This window comes from Bacillus sp. WC2507, from assembly GCF_052656125.1.
Map to the genome: position 1 here is coordinate 444,795 of NZ_JBQXPN010000001.1, position 19,511 is coordinate 464,305.

22 protein-coding genes are annotated in these 19,511 nt (G+C 38.0%); 19 read left to right on the forward strand and 3 right to left on the reverse strand.

The features are described from left to right. Window positions 1–61: 61 nt before the first annotated feature. The 3 genes from ACUN28_RS02375 (at window position 62) to pyrG (ending at window position 3,235) form a co-directional block, all read left to right on the forward strand. A complete protein-coding gene (locus ACUN28_RS02375; protein WP_000238598.1) occupies window positions 62–691 on the forward strand; it encodes a TetR/AcrR family transcriptional regulator in 630 nt (209 codons plus the stop codon). Window positions 692–845: 154 nt separating this feature from the next. Then, window positions 846–1,370 (forward strand): DNA-directed RNA polymerase subunit delta, encoded by a 525-nt coding sequence (gene rpoE, locus ACUN28_RS02380; RefSeq protein ID WP_016136942.1) that lies wholly within the window; start codon window positions 846–848, stop codon window positions 1,368–1,370. Between the two features lie 257 nt (window positions 1,371–1,627). Beyond that, window positions 1,628–3,235 (forward strand): CTP synthase, encoded by a 1,608-nt coding sequence (gene pyrG, locus ACUN28_RS02385; protein WP_016085459.1) that lies wholly within the window; start codon window positions 1,628–1,630, stop codon window positions 3,233–3,235. 33 nt (window positions 3,236–3,268) lie between these two features. Here the strand turns inward: pyrG and ACUN28_RS02390 are convergent, their stop codons facing one another. After that, window positions 3,269–3,793, reverse strand: coding sequence for a DUF2529 domain-containing protein (locus ACUN28_RS02390; RefSeq protein WP_016085460.1), 525 nt, complete (start codon window positions 3,791–3,793; stop codon window positions 3,269–3,271). Window positions 3,794–3,995: 202 nt separating this feature from the next. Here ACUN28_RS02390 and spo0F point away from each other — a divergent pair, with 202 nt between their 5' ends. The 15 genes from spo0F to ACUN28_RS02465 all read left to right on the forward strand — a co-directional run bounded on the left by spo0F (window position 3,996) and on the right by ACUN28_RS02465 (window position 16,974). After that, entirely contained in the window at window positions 3,996–4,364 is a 369-nt protein-coding gene (gene spo0F, locus ACUN28_RS02395) for a sporulation initiation phosphotransferase Spo0F (RefSeq protein WP_000398592.1), read from the forward strand. A gap of 211 nt (window positions 4,365–4,575) precedes the next feature. Further along, entirely contained in the window at window positions 4,576–5,433 is an 858-nt protein-coding gene (locus tag ACUN28_RS02400; RefSeq protein WP_001131859.1) for a class II fructose-bisphosphate aldolase, read from the forward strand. A 331-nt stretch (window positions 5,434–5,764) separates the two neighbouring features. Further along, a complete protein-coding gene (gene murA, locus ACUN28_RS02405; protein ID WP_000413265.1) occupies window positions 5,765–7,054 on the forward strand; it encodes a UDP-N-acetylglucosamine 1-carboxyvinyltransferase in 1,290 nt (429 codons plus the stop codon). 116 nt (window positions 7,055–7,170) lie between these two features. Beyond that, a complete protein-coding gene (gene glpX / locus ACUN28_RS02410; protein WP_000442336.1) occupies window positions 7,171–8,136 on the forward strand; it encodes a class II fructose-bisphosphatase in 966 nt (321 codons plus the stop codon). Between the two features lie 301 nt (window positions 8,137–8,437). Beyond that, window positions 8,438–9,709 (forward strand): transcription termination factor Rho, encoded by a 1,272-nt coding sequence (gene rho, locus ACUN28_RS02415; protein ID WP_001053898.1) that lies wholly within the window; start codon window positions 8,438–8,440, stop codon window positions 9,707–9,709. 443 nt (window positions 9,710–10,152) lie between these two features. Further along, window positions 10,153–10,398: a type B 50S ribosomal protein L31 gene (locus ACUN28_RS02420; RefSeq protein WP_000643447.1), complete on the forward strand. Its 246-nt coding sequence runs from the start codon at window positions 10,153–10,155 to the stop codon at window positions 10,396–10,398. Window positions 10,399–10,509: 111 nt separating this feature from the next. After that, a complete protein-coding gene (locus ACUN28_RS02425) occupies window positions 10,510–11,094 on the forward strand; it encodes a thymidine kinase (protein ID WP_000281086.1) in 585 nt (194 codons plus the stop codon). Window positions 11,095–11,288: 194 nt separating this feature from the next. Then, the gene (prfA, locus tag ACUN28_RS02430; protein ID WP_016085462.1) at window positions 11,289–12,356 is read left to right on the forward strand and encodes a peptide chain release factor 1; all 1,068 of its coding nucleotides are present in this window, start codon (window positions 11,289–11,291) and stop codon (window positions 12,354–12,356) included. Further along, entirely contained in the window at window positions 12,356–13,207 is an 852-nt protein-coding gene (gene prmC / locus ACUN28_RS02435; protein ID WP_016085463.1) for a peptide chain release factor N(5)-glutamine methyltransferase, read from the forward strand. Before prfA ends, prmC begins: the two co-directional genes overlap by 1 nt. Before the next feature lie 112 nt (window positions 13,208–13,319). Beyond that, on the forward strand, window positions 13,320–14,180 hold the full coding sequence (gene spoIIR, locus ACUN28_RS02440; RefSeq protein ID WP_016085464.1) for a stage II sporulation protein R: 861 nt from the start codon (window positions 13,320–13,322) through the stop codon (window positions 14,178–14,180). Window positions 14,181–14,229: 49 nt separating this feature from the next. Beyond that, the gene (locus ACUN28_RS02445) at window positions 14,230–14,688 is read left to right on the forward strand and encodes a hypothetical protein (RefSeq protein WP_016085465.1); all 459 of its coding nucleotides are present in this window, start codon (window positions 14,230–14,232) and stop codon (window positions 14,686–14,688) included. A gap of 108 nt (window positions 14,689–14,796) precedes the next feature. Further along, window positions 14,797–15,837 carry an L-threonylcarbamoyladenylate synthase gene (locus ACUN28_RS02450; RefSeq protein ID WP_016085466.1) on the forward strand — a complete coding sequence of 347 codons (1,041 nt, stop codon included), beginning with the start codon at window positions 14,797–14,799 and terminating at the stop codon, window positions 15,835–15,837. 77 nt (window positions 15,838–15,914) lie between these two features. Beyond that, window positions 15,915–16,463, forward strand: coding sequence for a manganese efflux pump MntP (locus tag ACUN28_RS02455; RefSeq protein ID WP_016085467.1), 549 nt, complete (start codon window positions 15,915–15,917; stop codon window positions 16,461–16,463). A 19-nt stretch (window positions 16,464–16,482) separates the two neighbouring features. Beyond that, window positions 16,483–16,611: a hypothetical protein gene (locus ACUN28_RS02460; RefSeq protein WP_255290081.1), complete on the forward strand. Its 129-nt coding sequence runs from the start codon at window positions 16,483–16,485 to the stop codon at window positions 16,609–16,611. 84 nt (window positions 16,612–16,695) lie between these two features. Then, complete coding sequence (locus ACUN28_RS02465) at window positions 16,696–16,974, forward strand: DUF3935 domain-containing protein (RefSeq protein WP_016085469.1); 279 nt, start codon at window positions 16,696–16,698, stop codon at window positions 16,972–16,974. A gap of 315 nt (window positions 16,975–17,289) precedes the next feature. On the opposite strand, the gene ACUN28_RS02470 is transcribed toward ACUN28_RS02465, so the two are convergent. Beyond that, window positions 17,290–17,901, reverse strand: coding sequence for a flavin reductase family protein (locus tag ACUN28_RS02470; RefSeq protein ID WP_016085470.1), 612 nt, complete (start codon window positions 17,899–17,901; stop codon window positions 17,290–17,292). 159 nt (window positions 17,902–18,060) lie between these two features. Next, window positions 18,061–18,447 (reverse strand): DoxX family protein, encoded by a 387-nt coding sequence (locus ACUN28_RS02475; RefSeq protein ID WP_000968618.1) that lies wholly within the window; start codon window positions 18,445–18,447, stop codon window positions 18,061–18,063. A gap of 388 nt (window positions 18,448–18,835) precedes the next feature. Between ACUN28_RS02475 and ACUN28_RS02480 the strand changes: the two genes are divergently transcribed. Beyond that, window positions 18,836–19,333, forward strand: a complete 498-nt coding sequence (locus ACUN28_RS02480; protein ID WP_016085471.1) for a PTS sugar transporter subunit IIA — start codon at window positions 18,836–18,838, stop codon at window positions 19,331–19,333. Window positions 19,334–19,511 lie beyond the last annotated feature (178 nt).

The window sequence follows — 19,511 nt, forward strand, 5'->3', positions numbered from 1 at the left end:
AAAGCGTAGGTATTTTCCTACGCTTTTTCCTTCCAAAAAATAATAGAGAGAGGTGAAGGGGATGGTTAAACATAATGTACATGCGTCCGTGAAAGATGAAAAATTAGTTGCGTTAAGGCGTGAACAAATGATTAAAGGTGCGGTGCAATTGTTTAAGCAAAAAGGATTTCCACGTACAACAACGAGAGAGATTGCAAAGGCAGCTGGATTTAGTATAGGGACGCTTTATGAGTACATTCGTACGAAAGATGATGTTTTGTATTTAGTTTGTGATAGTATTTATGAACATGTAAAAGAAAGATTAGAGGAAGTAGTGTGTACAGAGAAGGGAAGTATAGAAAGCTTAAAGATAGCGATAACGAATTACTTTAAAGTGATGGATGAATTGCAAGAAGAAGTATTAATTATGTATCAAGAGGTACGTTTTTTACCGAAAGAATCACTCCCGTATGTATTAGAAAAGGAGTTTCAAATGGTAGGAATGTTTGAGAATATTTTAGAACAGTGTACGGAAAATGGGACATTTACATTAAATAAAAAGGAAATACAGCTTCTTGCACATAACATTTTCATACAAGGACAAATGTGGGGATTTAGACGTTGGGCCCTGCAAAAACTGTATACGCTTGAAGAATATACAGAAATGCAAATTAGGTATGTACTGCAAGGAGCGCATATGTTTCCGAAATAAGGAATAGACAAATTATAATTTTATTACCATATTAAAGTTTCCCGTTTTTTTTGTAGCATATTTGTGCGACTTTTGTTTATAATGAATAGTATGGATTTTTTTAAGCAGACCGTTATATATAAGGTTATATTTGAAGAAAGGAAGTGCCGCATAAGTGAATTTTAAGCAATATTCACCAGAAGAGCTAAAAGAATGTTCAATGATTGAAGTTGTACATAGCGTTTTAGGGGATAAAAGACAAGCAACGACATTCAACGAGTTGGTTCGAGAAATCGCTCAAGTGCTGGGACTATCTCAAGAGCAAGTTAATGCGAAACTCGCACAATTTTATACAGATTTAAACATCGATGGACGTTTCATTAATTTAGGAGAAAATCGTTGGGGGCTACGCAGCTGGTACCCATATGAGCAAATTGATGAAGAAATCTTACCTCAGCCAAAACCGAAGAAGAAACGTAAAGTTGAAGAGGACGGTTTTGACGACTACATCGAAGAAGATGAAGACTTCGACGATGCAGACGGAAATGAAGAAGAGGTAGAAGATTTGGACAAGGTTCTTGAAGAAGAAGACGGAGATGACGATGATCTTGATGATTTAGATGAAGATGATGAAGATGACTTCGCCGAAGAAGAACTTGAGTACGATGAAACTGAAGAAGAAGAAGAGGAAGAACTGTAGTTCTTGACTTTTCATTATCGTCCATGTAGAATCATTTTTGGGCTCTTTAAAAAAGGACGATAATACTTTTAAAGTGTAAATATAAAAGAAAATTGCTCCCTACTTATTACTTTATGTGATGAGGGGAGCAATTTTCTTTTTTGTTTTTTGTTTAGAAAATAAAAAGAGTCTAACAATAAGATGGATACAGTGTTATCTACATACGTTGCGCTTTGCAACGGTGATTATATAACAGCAAAATAGGAGGGAGCTTTTTCATGACTAAGTATATTTTTGTAACAGGCGGTGTAGTATCGTCTTTAGGAAAAGGTATTACAGCAGCATCTCTTGGAAGACTTTTAAAAAATCGTGGTTTAAACGTAACGATTCAAAAGTTTGATCCATACATTAACGTAGACCCAGGGACTATGAGCCCATACCAACACGGTGAGGTATTCGTAACAGACGATGGTGCAGAAACTGACTTAGACCTTGGTCACTATGAGCGTTTCATCGACATCAACTTAAACAAATATAGCAACGTAACAACAGGTAAAATTTACTCTTCAGTTCTTCAAAAAGAGCGTCGTGGTGAATACCTAGGAGGAACAGTTCAAGTTATTCCTCACATTACTAACGAAATTAAAGAGCGCGTATACCGTTCTGGTCGCGAAACAAACGCGGACGTTGTTATTACAGAAATCGGTGGAACTGTTGGTGACATCGAGTCTCTACCATTCTTAGAAGCAATCCGTCAAATTAAGAGCGACATCGGTCGTGACAATGTAATGTACATTCACTGTACGTTAATCCCGTACTTAAAAGCAGCGGGTGAAATGAAAACAAAACCAACGCAACATAGCGTTAAAGAGCTTCGTAGCTTAGGTATTCAACCAAATATTATCGTTGTTCGTACAGAACTTCCTGTTTCTCAAGATATGAAAGACAAGCTTGCATTATTCTGTGACATTGATACAAAAGCAGTTATCGAAGCACGCGATGCAGATACTTTATATGCAGTTCCATTATCTCTTCAAGAGCAAAATATGGACCAAATCGTTTGCGATCACTTAAAATTAGACAATCCAGCTGCAGATATGACAGAGTGGACTGCGCTAGTTGATAAAGTACGTAACCTTTCTAAGAAAACAAAAATCGCTCTTGTTGGTAAATACGTAGAGCTTCAAGATGCATACATTTCTGTTGTAGAAGCGCTTCGTCATGCGGGTTATTCATTCGACACAGATGTAGAAGTGAAATGGGTAAACGCTGAGCACGTAACAGCAGAGAACGTACAAGAATTAGTTGGTGACACAGATGGTATCCTTGTACCAGGTGGCTTCGGCGATCGTGGTGTAGAAGGTAAAATCGTTGCAATTCAATATGCTCGTGAAAACAAAGTACCATTCTTAGGAATTTGCTTAGGTATGCAACTTGCATCAATCGAATTTGCACGTAACGTATTAGGATTAGAAGGAGCTAACTCTTCTGAAATTAATCCTGACACACCTTATGCAATCATTGACTTATTACCAGAACAAAAAGATGTAGAAGACTTAGGCGGTACACTTCGTCTTGGCCTATACCCATGTAAGCTTACTGAAGAAACAAATGCTTACAATGCTTATAATGAGCCGGTTGTATATGAGCGTCATCGTCATCGTTATGAGTTCAACAATCAATTCCGTCCGGATATGGAAAAAGCAGGATTTGTATTCTCTGGTACAAGCCCAGACGGCCGTCTAGTTGAAATCATTGAATTAAAAGACCACCCTTGGTTCGTGGCAGCACAGTTCCATCCAGAACTTGTATCTCGTCCAAACCGTCCACAACCATTGTTCCATGATTTCGTAAGTGCTTCTATTACGAATAAAGAGAGCAAGTAATAAAAAAAAAGCGCCTGAAATAGGGCGCTTTTTTTAATATTCATTTAACATTTCATCGATTGTAAATTTGATCCCGTGATATGCAAATATAGCTATCATTAAACTTGGGAATCCGTAGCGATTGCCTTCATCGTCTGGAATAAGACCTTTTAACAGCTTTGTATCAATATGTACATCTGTATATTGTTCTAGTGATTCAGTACCTTCTTGAATAGCAGAGATGCCGACAATAGAGTGTCCATTTGCTTGAAGTTTTTTTGCAATTGCTACAACTTCTTCATCTGTTGAAAAACGGCTAATAAGAAGTACACGATCTGCAGAAGTTACTTCTACTTCTTTACCATCTTCAAATAATCGTTTTGCTTGCTTCATTGGTTCAGCGCCAAATAGTGCTTCAGCAATAACGCCCTCCATTTCGTTTGTACCATGTAAATAAATGAAGCCGTCGCCAACTAATGCTTGAGCAAGTAGACGGGCGCTATCTTCTATATTCATTTCTTCTTTTTGAGAAACTCTGGAGAAATAACCACTTAATTGAGTTGAAAAAATTTTTAACATAATGTTACTCCCTTTCGTACGTGTTTACCGGCTTTCATTATAGTTTATTTTTTTAGAAAGGTGAAATCGAAGGGTAGCATAACAAAATAGGAAACGGTAAAATAAGAAAGAATAGGAAGGAATTTGCCAAAGAATATCGAAAATTAATCGTTAAGATATAAGAAGCTTTAAATCTTGTATTTATACAGAAAGGTTGGGAGTTATGGAAGGGAAAATTTTAATCGTTGATGATCAGTATGGCATTCGTGTGTTATTACATGAAGTGTTCCAAAAAGAAGGTTATCAGACATTCCAAGCAGCGAATGGATTTCAAGCTTTAGATATCGTGAAAAAAGATAATCCAGATTTAGTAGTGTTAGATATGAAAATTCCAGGTATGGATGGTATAGAGATTTTAAAACATGTAAAGGAAATTGATGAGAGTATTAAAGTAATTTTAATGACTGCTTATGGAGAGCTTGATATGATCCAAGAAGCAAAAGATTTAGGAGCTTTAATGCACTTTGCTAAACCGTTTGATATTGATGAGATTCGTCAAGCAGTGAGAGATCAGCTTGCTGTAGAGGCGTAAAAAATGAATTTTTTATAAAAAATATGGAAAAAAGCGTTTACATGGACTATTGAGCAGGTGAATACGGTTGAGTTTTTGAGTACAAGTTGTTATCCTATTGAGTGTAGAAAAAAGTCCGGTATGTAAATATACATATTTTACCTTATTCTGGTCATACTACCAGCGATAAGAACTTATCGGATACAAAAAACGTTTTTTAGGAGGATTCACCATGCCTTTAGTTTCTATGAAAGAAATGCTAAACACAGCACTAGAAGGAAAATACGCAGTTGGTCAATTCAACATGAACAACTTAGAGTGGACTCAAGCTATCTTAGCTGCTGCGGAAGAAGAAAAATCTCCTGTAATCCTAGGTGTATCTGAGGGTGCAGCTCGTCATATGACTGGTTTCAAAACAGTTGTAGCTATGGTTAAAGCTTTAATCGAAGAAATGAACATCACTGTTCCTGTAGCGATTCACCTTGACCATGGTTCAAGCTTCGAAAAATGTAAAGAAGCAATCGATGCAGGTTTCACATCTGTAATGATCGACGCTTCTCACCACCCATTCGAAGAAAACGTTGAAACTACTAAAAAAGTAGTAGAATACGCACACGCTCGTAACGTATCTGTTGAAGCTGAGCTTGGAACAGTTGGCGGACAAGAAGACGACATCATCGCTGAAGGCGTAATTTACGCTGATCCAGCAGAGTGTAAGCACCTTGTTGAAGCAACAGGTATCGATTGCCTAGCTCCAGCTTTAGGTTCTGTACATGGTCCTTACAAAGGTGAGCCTAACTTAGGATTCGCTGAAATGGAACAAGTTCGTGACTTCACTGGTGTACCTTTAGTATTACACGGTGGTACTGGTATCCCAACTGCTGATATCGTAAAAGCTATCTCTTTAGGTACTTCAAAAATTAACGTAAACACTGAGAACCAAATCGAGTTTACAAAAGCTGTTCGTGAAGTATTAAACAAAGACCAAGAAGTTTACGATCCACGTAAATTTATTGGACCTGGCCGCGACGCTATTAAAGCAACTGTTGCTGGTAAAATGCGTGAATTCGGTTCTAACGGTAAAGCGTAAGAATAAAATTCCGTTTTGGAAACCGTCTAGTCTTTTAGACGGTTTCCTTTCGTTGTATAATGAAAGCGTGAACAAGTCTAAAGATTTTTATCATTTTGTTTTTGAAATAGAAAATAATGTGCATAGTCCTATTAATAAATGTGATAATGTATCTAAGTTTATAAAGTAAATTCGATGAATAGTTAATCTTTATCTATTCGTATTACGGGAGAAATGAAGATAATGGTTTCCTATTTATTGAGTTTTAGGGTGGAAGAGTGAGTGAGATTCTTAAGGGGAGCTTTCTATAAAGATATAGAAAGTAAATACATTCACAAGAAGGGAGCTCAATATGGAAAAATTGCTAATTGAAGGCGGAAGAGCTTTAAATGGAACAATTCGAGTGAGTGGTGCAAAGAACAGCGCCGTTGCACTAATTCCAGCGACAATTTTAGCAGATACTCCAGTAACTATTGGTGGTGTCCCTAATATTTCGGACGTGAAAATGTTAGGAGACTTGCTAGAAGAAATTGGAGGAAGAGTAACTTATGGACAGGAGGAAGAGATGGTAGTCGATCCTTCTAACATGGTTGCGATGCCTTTACCGAATGGAAAAGTGAAAAAATTGCGTGCTTCTTATTATTTAATGGGTGCGATGCTTGGCCGTTTTAAAAAAGCTGTTATTGGGCTTCCGGGTGGATGTCATTTAGGACCGAGGCCGATTGATCAGCATATTAAAGGGTTTGAAGCGTTAGGTGCACATGTTACGAATGAACAGGGTGCGATTTATTTAAGAGCAGATGAATTGCGCGGGGCACGTATTTATTTAGATGTTGTTAGTGTAGGAGCTACGATTAATATTATGCTAGCAGCTGTGCGAGCGAAAGGTAGAACTGTTATTGAAAACGCAGCGAAAGAGCCAGAGATTATTGATGTAGCTACATTGTTAACAAGCATGGGTGCACGCATTAAAGGTGCTGGCACAGATGTAATTCGAATTGATGGTGTGGATTCACTGCATGGTTGTCACCATACTATCATTCCGGATCGTATTGAAGCGGGTACGTATATGATTTTAGGAGCTGCATCAGGAGGAGAAGTAACGGTTGATAATGTTATTCCTCAGCATTTAGAGTCAGTTACGGCGAAGTTAAGAGAAGCTGGTGTCCAAGTTGAAACGAATGATGACCAAATTACAGTGAACGGTAATAGAAGGTTAAAAGTAGTTGATATAAAAACGCTTGTATATCCAGGATTCCCAACAGATTTACAACAACCATTTACGACGCTTTTAACAAAGGCGCATGGGACGGGTGTTGTAACGGATACGATTTACGGCGCGCGCTTTAAACACATTGATGAGTTACGTCGTATGAATGCACAAATTAAAGTAGAAGGTCGTTCGGCAATTGTAACTGGTCCCGTTTTATTGCAAGGTGCAAAAGTGAAAGCGAGTGATTTACGAGCTGGAGCGGCCCTTGTTATTGCAGGGTTAATGGCGGATGGAATTACAGAAGTAACCGGACTTGAGCATATTGATCGAGGTTATGAAAATATAGTAGACAAGCTTAAAGGGCTTGGCGCAAACATTTGGCGAGAACAAATGACAAGTCAAGAAATTGAAGAGATGAAGAACGCATAAGTGATACTTCCGCAAGGGGGAAGCGAAGCATCACTACTTGCGGAAGTACACTTTATAGAAAAACACGGTTCACAAAATACGGCAGAAATATAAAGACTTAAAGGAGAGGGATTATCGTGGAAAGAAGTTTATCTATGGAGTTAGTACGTGTAACAGAGGCTGCAGCATTATCATCAGCGCGTTGGATGGGGCGCGGGAAAAAGGATGAGGCAGACGGTGCAGCAACATCAGCTATGCGTGATGTATTTGATACAATCCCGATGAAAGGTACAGTTGTAATTGGTGAAGGTGAGATGGACGAAGCACCAATGCTGTATATCGGAGAGAAATTAGGTACAGGATATGGACCACGTGTAGACGTTGCAGTTGATCCTTTAGAAGGGACAAATATTGTAGCAGCTGGTGGATGGAATGCTCTTGCTGTTATTGCAATTGCAGATCATGGTAATTTGTTACATGCTCCTGACATGTACATGGATAAAATCGCGGTTGGCCCAGAAGCGGTTGGGGCGGTCGATATTGATGCGCCTATTATCGATAACTTACGTGCGGTTGCGAAAGCGAAAAATAAAGATATTGAAGATGTTGTAGCGACAGTTTTAAACCGTCCACGTCATCAAGCGATTATCGAAGAAATTCGTAAAGCGGGTGCTCGCATTAAATTGATTAATGATGGAGACGTAGCTGGCGCAATCAATACTGCATTTGATCGCACAGGTGTAGATATTTTATTCGGCTCTGGTGGAGCACCTGAGGGTGTATTAGCGGCAGTTGCATTAAAATGTTTAGGTGGAGAAATCCACGGAAAGCTTCTGCCTCAAAATGAAGCTGAATTAGCTCGTTGTAAAAAAATGGGTATTGAAGATATAAATCGTATTCTGCGTATGGAAGACTTAGTAAAAGGTGACGATGCAATCTTTGCAGCAACAGGCGTAACAGACGGAGAACTATTACGCGGCGTTCAATTTAAAGGTAGCGTTGGAACAACACAATCCCTTGTTATGCGCGCGAAATCAGGCACAGTACGCTTCGTAGACGGACGTCATAGCTTGAATAAAAAACCGAACTTGGTTATTAAGTAAAAAGTGTAAGCAGCTCGTTCAGAATGGAAGCGGCTCTTTTAGAAGCATAAATACCTTATTTATTGCCATTTAAAATAGGGTAAGTAGAAAAAAGAGAGAAATATAAAAAGCGAAGACAAATTTTCTTGTCTTCGCTTCTTGTATTTGTGTTTCAACGTATTGATTAAAACTAGATAAAAGGGTTACAATAGTGAATATTACCCTACTTGAACTTATTGCCTTTCATTATTAATTATTTGCCTTCCGTATTTTTTCCCTTTACCCATGTGAAAAGAGAATAACGTTAAAGTGTGGTGTCTGAATGAATTTGTCAATTGCAGCATTAGAAAACATGAAATTAAAAGAGTTATACGAGCTTGCGAAAGAATTTAAGATTTCGTATTATAGCAAATTAACGAAAAAAGAGTTAATCTTCGCTATCTTAAAAGCTCGAGCAGAAAAAGAAGGTTTCTTCTTCATGGAAGGCGTATTAGAAATTATTCAATCAGAAGGATTTGGATTCCTACGTCCTATCAACTATTCTCCAAGCTCAGAAGATATTTATATCTCAGCTTCGCAAATTCGTCGTTTCGATTTACGTAATGGAGATAAAGTTTCTGGTAAAGTACGACCTCCGAAAGAAAATGAACGCTATTTTGGATTATTACAAGTTGAAGCTGTAAACGGAGATGATCCAGAGTCAGCAAAAGAGCGTGTACATTTCCCTGCATTAACACCATTATACCCAGATCGCCAAATGAAATTGGAAACGGAACCGAAAAAGTTACCGACACGCATCATGGATTTAATCGCACCAGTTGGATTTGGACAACGTGGTTTAATTGTCGCGCCTCCAAAGGCTGGTAAAACAAGTCTATTAAAAGAAATCGCACACAGTGTTACAACAAATCACCCGGAAGCTGAATTAATTGTACTTTTAATTGATGAGCGTCCAGAGGAAGTAACAGACATTGAACGTTCTGTTAAAGGAGATGTTGTAAGTTCTACTTTTGATGAAGTACCAGAAAATCATATTAAAGTAGCGGAGCTTGTGTTAGAACGTGCAATGCGTCTTGTAGAGCACAAAAAAGATGTTATTATTTTAATGGATAGTATTACCCGTTTAGCGCGAGCTTACAACCTTGTTATTCCGCCAAGTGGTAGAACATTATCGGGTGGTATCGACCCAGCTGCCTTCCATAGACCGAAGCGTTTCTTTGGAGCTGCACGTAATATTGAAGAAGGCGGTAGCTTAACGATTTTAGCAACAGCGCTTGTTGATACAGGATCTCGTATGGACGATGTAATTTACGAAGAATTTAAAGGAACTGGAAATATGGAACTTCACTTAGATCGTTCATTAGCTGAGCGTCGTATCTTCCCGGCAATTGATATTCGCCGTTCTGGTACACGTAAAGAAGATCTATTAATTCCGAAAGAACATTTAGACAAGCTATGGGGTATTCGTAAAACAATGCGTGATACACCAGACTTTGTCGAAGGTTTCTTACGTAAACTTCGTCAAACAAAGACAAATGAAGAATTTTTACAAAACATTGTTGCAGACTCGAAAAGGTATGTAACAACTAAGTAAAGGGAAAAGATTGGGACTCGCTTATTTTGTGATAAGCGAGTTTTTTATGTTTTTTAAGGGGATATTAGAGAGAGTAATATATGGGAAAAATTTTATTTTTTGAGATAAAAATCATATTTGGGTCGAGAGCTTGAAGTGTCCTGGATTCTGAACGAGCCGCTTGTGCTTTTAATTAATATCCAGCTCCACGGCTAGCTCTTCGTGTCTAAGAACCGCTCACACTAAAGGTAAAGAGCACATTTTGTGCGAGCGAACCTTAGCCAGTCAGAGCTGAACGAGCTGCCTTCACTTTTAATTTTAAAAAGACAAAAACAGGTAGTTGCAAAATGGAGTTAGCCTTGTTATAATTTCATCATATGTGTTTCATCAATATAGTTGTGTAAGCAGCTGAAGATGAAAAACTCTGTTTCGAAAATGATTCAGGGCGGAAGGAGATGAAAAGAATGAAAGCAGGAATCCATCCAAATTACAATAAAGTTGTATTTATGGACACGAACACAGGCTTCAAATTCTTAAGCGGGTCTACTAAAGGCTCTAGCGAAACTGTTGAGTGGGAAGATGGTAACACTTATCCATTACTAAAAATTGAGATCAGTTCTGATTCTCACCCATTCTACACTGGACGTCAGAAGTTTGCTACTGCAGACGGACGTGTTGACCGCTTCAATAAGAAATACGGTATCAAGTAATAAAGAACATAAAACAGGCAAGTGTATGTATTCGCTTGTCTGTTTTTTTTGCAAAAAATATTAAACCTTTACCCTACTTTGGATTAGGAAAGTAGATGAAAGGAGAGCTCAATGTACTTAATGAATCAAAATGGTTGGATTGAAGTGATTTGCGGGAGTATGTTTTCTGGAAAATCAGAAGAGCTCATCCGCCGTATACGCCGTACACAATTTGCGAAACAACATGCGATTGTATTTAAACCATGTATTGATAATCGTTATAGTGAAGAAGATGTTGTATCACATAATGGATTGAAGGTTAAAGCAGTTCCTGTTTCAGCTTCAAAAGATATATTTAACCATGTAACAGAAGAAATGGATGTTATTGCAATCGATGAGGTACAATTTTTTGATGGGGACATTGTGGAAGTGGTGCAAGTATTGGCAAATCGTGGCTATCGTGTCATTGTAGCTGGATTAGACCAAGATTTCCGTGGTCTACCATTTGGACAAGTTCCTCAGCTGATGGCGATTGCTGAACATGTAACTAAATTGCAGGCAGTTTGTTCTGCATGCGGATCTCCTGCAAGTCGTACGCAACGTTTAATCGATGGAGAACCGGCGGCATTTGATGATCCAATTATTTTAGTTGGGGCTTCAGAATCGTATGAACCACGTTGTCGTCATTGTCATGCAGTACCTACAAAACAAAGATAAATGAAACTCGCTATGTAGAGCGGGTTTTTTTCGAAAATAGATGAAGATTGGGACTAGCTCTTCGTATATATAGCTAAGAACCTTAGGCAGTCAGAGCTGAGCAAGCCGCCTGCGCTTTTAAATATAATTTGCGTTTTTTGGATTAAGTACCATATACTATTTGTATTAGATACTAGGATGTAGAGGTGAATGGTGTGTTAGATCGTTTGCAAGCTGTAGAAGATCGTTATGAGAAGTTAAATGAATTGTTAAGTGACCCAGAGGTTATTAGCGATACAAATAAGCTTCGTGAGTATTCAAAGGAACAATCTGATATGCAGGAAACGGTAGAGGTGTACCGTGAGTATAAAGATGTTCGTGAGCAATTAAGAGATGCAAAAGCAATGTTAGAAGATAAGTTAGACGCTGATATGCGTGATATGGTAAAAGAAGAGGTTTCTGAATTAGAAGGACAAGAGAAAACATTATCAGAACGTCTGAAAATTTTACTTGTTCCAAAAGACCCTAATGATGATAAGAACGTTATCGTTGAGGTTCGTGGAGCTGCTGGTGGCGACGAGGCCGCTTTATTTGCTGGTGACTTATACCGTATGTATAGCCGTTATGCTGAGGTACAAGGTTGGAAAACTGAAATTATCGAAGCGAGCTATACAGAGTTAGGTGGATATAAAGAGATTATCTTTATGATTAACGGTAAAGGTGCTTTCGCGAAGCTGAAATTCGAGAATGGTGCTCACCGTGTACAACGTGTTCCTGAAACGGAATCTGGTGGACGTATTCATACATCTACAGCAACTGTAGCTGTATTACCAGAGGCAGAAGAAGTAGAAATTACTATTCATGAAAAAGATGTTCGTGTTGATACATTTGCTTCTAGTGGTCCTGGTGGACAAAGTGTTAATACAACAATGTCAGCGGTACGTTTAACGCATTTACCGACTGGTGTAGTTGTATCTTGTCAGGACGAGAAGTCACAAATTAAGAACAAAGAAAAAGCAATGAAAGTATTACGTGCACGTGTTTATGATAAGTTTAGACAAGAAGCGCAAGCTGAATATGATCAAAACCGTAAGCAAGCTGTTGGTACAGGTGATCGTTCAGAGCGTATTCGTACGTATAATTTCCCGCAAAACCGTGTTACAGACCATCGAATCGGTTTAACGATTCAAAAGCTAGATCAAATCTTACAAGGTAAGTTAGATGACTTCATCAATGCCTTAGTGATGGAAGATCAGGCTCAAAAGATGGAGGCAGCTGAGTAATGCGTGTCTATGAAGCCCTGAAATGGGCTTCTTCTTTTTTACAGGAAAATGGACGAGATGAAAATGCGGGAGAAATTGTCCTTTGTCATGTATTAAAGACGAATAGAACCGGGATGCTCATGAATATGCGTGAAGAAATAACTGCGGAACAAGAGAAGAGTTTTGCAGAATTTATCCACAAGCACGTAGAAGGTACTCCGATCCAGTATATGCTCGGTTATGAAATGTTTTATGGCCGATCATTCTTTGTGAATGAAGAAGTATTGATACCAAGACCGGAAACAGAGGAACTTATAGTTGGAGTGCTAGAGAGAATTGAGCGCCATTTCGGTAATGAGGAGCTTCACATAGCGGATATTGGAACAGGTAGTGGAGCGATTTCTATTACGCTTGCTTTAGAAAATACAAATCTTCATGTGTATACGGTAGATATTGCGCAGGAGTCGATTGAAGTTGCAAAAGAAAATGCAAAGACTTTAGGGGCGGATGTAACTTTCTATCACGGCGATTTACTGTCTCCGTTTTATGAAACAGGTCAGCAGTTAGATGTTGTTGTTTCCAACCCTCCGTACATACCAGAGGAAGATTGGCGTGGTCTTTCTACTGTTGTGAAGGAGCATGAGCCAAAGAGAGCGCTTGTTGGCGGTGAAGACGGATTAGATTTCTACCGCCGTTTTATGGAAGAATTGCCGAATGTGTTGCAGAAGAAAGCAATTGTGGCATTTGAAATTGGAGTAGGACAAGGTGAGGATGTAAAGGGACTGTTACAACAAGCTTTTCCACATGCTCATGTTGAGGTTGTTTTTGATATTAATGGGAAAGACCGTATGGTATTTGCAGAGATGGAGTAAGGTTCACACCTTACTCTATTTTTTTGTGGGAAAATTTATATAGATTTTGAATTTAATAGTTTAGAAAGATGAAAGTCTGTCCACACTGTTTGTAGAAGGGACGGTGGAGGAAATGAAAAAACAAGTTATTGCTTATCTTCTTCTATTATTAATTGGTGCACAGTTGCTTGTGCAGTTTGGATATATGAAAGCTGATGCGAAAGGGCCTTCAGTTATTCCGAAAGAGGCCGTTCGATTACGGATTTTAGCAAATAGTGATTCAGATAAAGATCAGGCGCTAAAGCGCAAAGTGCGTGATGAAGTAAAAGCACAAATTGATGGATGGGTAGCGGATTTAACTTCATTTGAAGAGGCGCGTAAAGTCATTCAAAGTCATATTCCAGAAATCGAAAAAACAGTGGCAAATACGTTAAAAGAAGAAGGAAGTAAAGATTCATTTCAAGTGAAATTCAGTAAGAATGTAAAGTTTCCTACAAAGGTATATGGGAATTTTATTTATCCAGCAGGGGAATATGAGGCAGTATTGATTACGATTGGGGAAGGTGAAGGGGCAAACTGGTGGTGTGTATTATTTCCACCGATGTGTTTCTTAGATTTTTCAAGTGGTACAGCTGTAAGGAAAGAAGAACATGTGGTGAAGGCTGAATCTCCTGAAGAGGAGCAGGGAAAACAATTAGATGAGGAAGTAGTAGATACAAAAGAGAAAAAAGAGGGTGCGGTGAAAGAAGAGAAAGTTGTAAAGCAGGAAGTAGCAAAAAAAGTAACAGCGTCTGAAAAGAAAGTAGTAAAAAATGAAACGAAGGTAGAAGAACAACCTGTGAGTAAAGAAGAAACAAAAACTGTGGACAAAATGGAGAAACCTGTGGAACAAAAACAAGAAAAGAAAAATGAGTATGTAAAAGTAGAGGAAGAAGAAAAGCCAGAAGTTAAGTTATTTATTGTAGAAGCTTTTACATCTTTATTCTCTAAATAGTACTATTAATAGGTCCCTTCTCATATATAAAAAAGAGGAGGGATTTACTATGAAGAAGGTATATTTTGCTACGAAAGCGGATGTGGAAAGATTGCATTCTTTTTTCGGACAAGCTAATAAAAAAGATGATAAAATAAATGAGTTATACGCGCAATTTATGATTTTGGAAGAGGCGGAAGAAATACGAGCTGTCATTGGATATGAACAAAGTGAAGAAAACGCACTTATTCGTTCTTGTTTATTCACACCTAATGTGGATAAACAGACTTTCTTATATTTTTTTGAAATGTTTTTGCGGTATATGAAAGAAAAAAATATTCGACAATTGTACTTACTAACAAATCATCCACAATCTATAACAATCTTTCAGTTTTTTGACTTTATTACTATAGAGAAAGAAAACGTACCAGAGGGAATTCGACAGTTAGAACACTTTTGTAAAAATATAAAAGAGCCAAATGCAATAATACTAAATTGTCAGCTATTCACAAAGTTATCCACGGATTAATTAGGTTTATCCACATTTTGTGGATAAACCTTGTTTGTCTTTTGGATAAATCTCATAGTAAACTAAAAATAGACAAGTATTTCAGGGTAGAAAAGGACGTGGGAAAAAATGCATACAAATATGTGGGTTGTGGATAATGTTGTGGAAAGAAAAAAATATTATCCACAGTTACAAGAAGCAGCAAAATTATTAAGGGAAAACGAGGCAATTGCCTTCCCAACAGAAACGGTATATGGACTAGGTGCGAACGCGATGAATGACGAAGCAATCGCGAAAATTTTTGAAGCGAAAGGAAGACCGAGTGATAATCCACTTATTGTCCACATCGGTACAAAATCGCAATTAGATGGAATTGTGAAGGAAATCCCGCCAGTTGCAGAGAAGTTAATGGAGCATTTTTGGCCAGGCCCGTTAACAATTATTTTACCTAGAAAAGAGGGGATTTCAGAGAAGGTGACGGCAGGACTTAATACGGTTGGAGTAAGAATGCCTGATCATCCAGTAGCGCTTGCTCTTATTGAGGAGGCAAATGTACCTGTTGCCGCACCGAGTGCGAATCGTTCTGGGCGCCCAAGTCCGACGCTAGCGTCTCACGTATATGAAGATTTAAATGAGAAAATCGCAGGTATTGTAGATGGTGGTGCAACAGGAGTAGGTGTGGAATCGACTGTAATTGATTGTACGAGCGCTGTTCCAACGATATTACGTCCAGGTGGGATTACGAAAGAACAATTGGAAGCGGTGATTGGCACTGTTTCTTTAGATCCGGCTTTAAAGGACGAGAAAGAAAAACCAAAATCACCTGGAATGAAATATACACATTATGCACCGAAAGCGCCACTTAGTATTGTTGAAGGATCACGTGAGTTTATTCAGCACCTTGTGGATGAGAAAAAGGAAGAAGGATTTAAAGTAGGGGTATTAACGACAGAAGAGTATCAGCATATGTATAGCGCGGATATTATATTATCTTGTGGTGTTCGAAGTGATTTAGCTAGCGTTGCGACTAAATTATATGATGTACTTAGAACGTTTGATGCAAGTGAAGTGGATGTTATTTTTAGCGAATCATTCCCGAATGAAGGAATAGGAAATGCAATTATGAATCGCTTAACAAAAGCGGCAGGACATCATATTATTACTGAATGATAAGGTAAGATTAGCAAACAGAATATTTCTCCTCGGATAAGCATATTGTGAAGTAGCACGTCCGAGGAGGGACATGAATGACGTTTGAACAGCTACTACCTTTAATAATTATGGCATTCGCCTTAGGAATGGATGCGTTCTCGGTGAGTCTTGGTATGGGAATGATGACCTTAAAGGTAAGACAAATCCTGTATATCGGTATGACGATAGGGATTTTTCATATTATCATGCCATTTATAGGAATGGTATTAGGTCGTTTTTTATCAGAGAAGTATGGAGATATTGCACATTTTGCAGGTGCTATTTTATTAATTGGACTAGGATTCTATATTGTATATTCCTCTATTTTGGAGAATGAAGAGACTAAAACGGCCCCTATTGGAATTAGCTTATTCGTATTTGCATTTGGCGTTAGTATAGATAGTTTTTCAGTAGGGCTTAGTCTTGGTATTTACGGAGCACAGACAATTATTACGATATTACTTTTTGGATTTGTTAGTATGTTATTAGCATGGATTGGTTTATTAATTGGTAGACATGCGAAAGATATGCTCGGTACATATGGTGAGATAGTAGGTGGTATCATTTTGGTTGGATTTGGATTATATCTCCTTTTTCCTATATAATTTTAAGGGTGAGGGCGCTATGAAAAAGTTATTGGAATGGTATATTCAATTTGTAACTTTCTTTCCTAGATGGTTACGACTGCTTATTATTTGGGGTATTATTTTGCAAATTTCAATTTTAGGTTGGATGAAGTTAATTCGCGAATGATAAAATAGTTCCTTTCTGTACATAGTTTTGTTTGTACTATACTCATTGCGCTAAAAAATTACATATATAGAAAGGATGAGATAGATGACGAGATTGAAACAAGTTTTTGGTATTATTATTAGTTTTTTTGTTTTTTGGTTTAGTATGCTCGGTGTACAAATGTTTGCTGAGTTTTTAGATATTGAGTCATTGAAGTTTGTCGCGGGAAAAACGGAGGCAGCGCGTGCTTTTTATTCTCCATACCCGTTTTTAATTGTTTTTCTTATTACATTGCTTTCCCTATACTTCTTAGTAATTAAGCTTGGGAAACCGAAAAAAGAGAAAGTGCCTACTTTAGAAGAAAAGAAGGAAGAATTACAATGATAAAATCCCCTGCTATTTAGCAGGGGATTTTATATTTAAGTGATGGAAGGAATCGAGCCGCTTCCGCTTTTAGGTATTATCCAGCTTCAGCGGCTAGAATCTCCGGTCATTTCGCTCTCTCGCATGAAGCAAAAAGCGCTTCAAGGTCGAGAGCTCCAATGCCCTGCGATTCTGAGCGAGCCGCTTCCGCTTTTAGGTATTATCTAGCTCCAGTGGCTAGAATCTCCGGTCATTTCGCTCTCTCGCATGAAGCAAAAAGTGCTTCAAGGTCGAGAGCTCCAATGCCCTGCGATTCTGGGCGAGCCGCTTCCGCTTTTAAATTGGCCTCACCAATTCAAATTGTTCTCCTAGTTTTGCGTAGTTGTGTCCTGCTAGGCGGCTTACTGGTTTTAGTGCTTCTGCATGAATGCGGCCATTTTCGTATAGGTGTTCTGCGACGTGGAAACGAACGACGCGTCCGATTAGTAGATCACAAGCTGGTGAGTCTTCTGTTCCACCAAGAGGGATTGCGCGTTCTAGTACGCATTCCATTCGAATATTTGCTTCTTTCACACCTGGAACAGAGATGACATCACTTTCAATTGGTGTTAGTTTTGCTAGTTCAATTTCACTCTCATTTGGTGGGAGGTTAGCTGCTGTTTCGTTAATTGCTTCTACGTAAGATTCATCAGAAATATGTACGACAAACTCCCCCTTTTCGATTGCGTTTCGAGAAGTATCTTTCGGTGTTCCTGCTTTTCGTTGTACAGAAACTGAGATAAGTGGTGGATTAGCAGCGACAATATTGAAATAACTATATGGTGCCCCGTTTAATACGCCGTCTTTTGTTACAGAAGTAACGAACGCGACAGGGCGTGGAATAATACTTCCCGTTAATAATTTGTAATTATCTTTTTCCGTTTGTTCATTTGGATTAATGGATAACATGTTTAAAATCCCCTTTCTAAATATGACGACTTATTGTTTGTTTACAAGATGTTAGTGGAAAACTCCTGCTGAAAATAATATTTTTATTACATAAAAAGAACTTACTTCAACCGCAATGAAGTAAGTTCCGTCTAAATAATCTCGAGTTCAAGATAAAAATTATAATAAAACGTATGCACCAGGTCCAATTAAAGCTACCCCGATAGCAACGGCGATTAACATTAAGTTGTATTCATATCCGTTTTGGGTTACCCAGTAACCATTTTTTCCGTGAACAGTGAAGATTGCCATTAACATTGTTCCAACGATAAATAATGAGCCGATTGCAGTGAAAATACCTGATGCGAATAAGAAACCACCTAATAATTCAGTTGCGCCAGCCATAAATGCCATGAATACACCAGGGCGTAAACCGATTGATTCCATCCAGCCGCCTGTTCCTTTCAGGCCGTAGCCACCAAACCAACCAAATAATTTTTGAGCACCATGACCCATGAATGTAATACCTATAATAAGACGAATAATAAGAAGACCGAAATCCATCATTTTTGAAAACCCCCTAAAAGTTATTAACTTACCTTATGTAAGTAATAATAAAATAGTTACTTACTTTAGTCAAGTGGGTTTTGAAAAAAGTTTGAAAAAAATTTTACAAATTAACAACAAAAAACAAAATGTAGTAAAGACCTCTAGACATGTCGGACGAAAAAAGAGAAAATATAAGTAGAAGTTAACTTTCTTATTGTTATTCAGACAATCAGAATTGACTGGAATTTTATGAAGCGCTACAATAAGAGTCTATTAGTAATGACGTAATTTATTTCGAAAGCGTTTTTACAGTATAATATTCGAAGTATGAAGTCTTACATGTATCCCGATCTTTACTAGGGATTGCCCTATAAACTTTTAGGTAAATTATAAGGAGGACTATCCTATGTTTAAAAAATTATTCGGTCTTGGTTCAAAAACAAATGAAGAAACAATCGTAGCTCCATTAACTGGAGCAGTGAAAAATATTGAAGAAGTACCAGATCCAGTATTCGCTGGTCGTATGATGGGTGAAGGTGTTGCAATCGATCCTACTGAAGGTGTAGTTGTATCTCCAGTTGATGGTGAAATCGTACAATTATTCCACACAAAACATGCTGTAGGAATTAAAGCGAAAAACGGTACAGAAATTTTAATCCACGTTGGATTAGAAACTGTAAAAATGGAAGGCGAAGGTTTCGAAGCTCACGTTTCTGAAGGCCAAGCTGTAAAAGCGGGAGATAAATTAATCTCATTCGACTTAGACTTAATCCGTGAAAAAGCGAAAAGTACAATTACTCCAATCGTTATTACAAACACAGATGCAGCTGAGTCTATTAAAACAACTGTAGGCGTAACAGCTACAAAAGGTTCAACAGAAGTAATGAAAGTTACAATGAAATAATTATTGTATAAGAGGAATCCGTTTCGTATGAAATGGATTCCTTATTTTGTTTTGTAGTACGCTTGCTATGTATGTTAAAATACTCTAGGCACTTGGAAATAGGGTTTCACATATATGTGGATAAGGCGCATTTTTCTTAGAAAAAATATAAGAGAAATGCGCCTTTTGTATATTCACA

Bases quoted from the DNA above. Each gene is read 5' to 3' on its own strand.
- ACUN28_RS02375 (WP_000238598.1), top strand. From the start codon at position 62: ATGGTTAAACATAATGTACATGCGTCCGTGAAAGATGAAAAATTAGTT.
- pyrG (WP_016085459.1), top strand. From the start codon at position 1,628: ATGACTAAGTATATTTTTGTAACAGGCGGTGTAGTATCGTCTTTAGGA.
- ACUN28_RS02390 (WP_016085460.1), bottom strand. From the start codon at position 3,793: ATGTTAAAAATTTTTTCAACTCAATTAAGTGGTTATTTCTCCAGAGTT.
- spo0F (WP_000398592.1), top strand. From the start codon at position 3,996: ATGGAAGGGAAAATTTTAATCGTTGATGATCAGTATGGCATTCGTGTG.
- ACUN28_RS02400 (WP_001131859.1), top strand. From the start codon at position 4,576: ATGCCTTTAGTTTCTATGAAAGAAATGCTAAACACAGCACTAGAAGGA.
- murA (WP_000413265.1), top strand. From the start codon at position 5,765: ATGGAAAAATTGCTAATTGAAGGCGGAAGAGCTTTAAATGGAACAATT.
- rho (WP_001053898.1), top strand. From the start codon at position 8,438: ATGAATTTGTCAATTGCAGCATTAGAAAACATGAAATTAAAAGAGTTA.
- ACUN28_RS02420 (WP_000643447.1), top strand. From the start codon at position 10,153: ATGAAAGCAGGAATCCATCCAAATTACAATAAAGTTGTATTTATGGAC.
- ACUN28_RS02425 (WP_000281086.1), top strand. From the start codon at position 10,510: ATGTACTTAATGAATCAAAATGGTTGGATTGAAGTGATTTGCGGGAGT.
- prmC (WP_016085463.1), top strand. From the start codon at position 12,356: ATGCGTGTCTATGAAGCCCTGAAATGGGCTTCTTCTTTTTTACAGGAA.
- spoIIR (WP_016085464.1), top strand. From the start codon at position 13,320: ATGAAAAAACAAGTTATTGCTTATCTTCTTCTATTATTAATTGGTGCA.
- ACUN28_RS02445 (WP_016085465.1), top strand. From the start codon at position 14,230: ATGAAGAAGGTATATTTTGCTACGAAAGCGGATGTGGAAAGATTGCAT.
- ACUN28_RS02450 (WP_016085466.1), top strand. From the start codon at position 14,797: ATGCATACAAATATGTGGGTTGTGGATAATGTTGTGGAAAGAAAAAAA.
- ACUN28_RS02455 (WP_016085467.1), top strand. From the start codon at position 15,915: ATGACGTTTGAACAGCTACTACCTTTAATAATTATGGCATTCGCCTTA.
- ACUN28_RS02460 (WP_255290081.1), top strand. From the start codon at position 16,483: ATGAAAAAGTTATTGGAATGGTATATTCAATTTGTAACTTTCTTTCCT.
- ACUN28_RS02465 (WP_016085469.1), top strand. From the start codon at position 16,696: ATGACGAGATTGAAACAAGTTTTTGGTATTATTATTAGTTTTTTTGTT.
- ACUN28_RS02470 (WP_016085470.1), bottom strand. From the start codon at position 17,901: ATGTTATCCATTAATCCAAATGAACAAACGGAAAAAGATAATTACAAA.
- ACUN28_RS02475 (WP_000968618.1), bottom strand. From the start codon at position 18,447: ATGATGGATTTCGGTCTTCTTATTATTCGTCTTATTATAGGTATTACA.
- ACUN28_RS02480 (WP_016085471.1), top strand. From the start codon at position 18,836: ATGTTTAAAAAATTATTCGGTCTTGGTTCAAAAACAAATGAAGAAACA.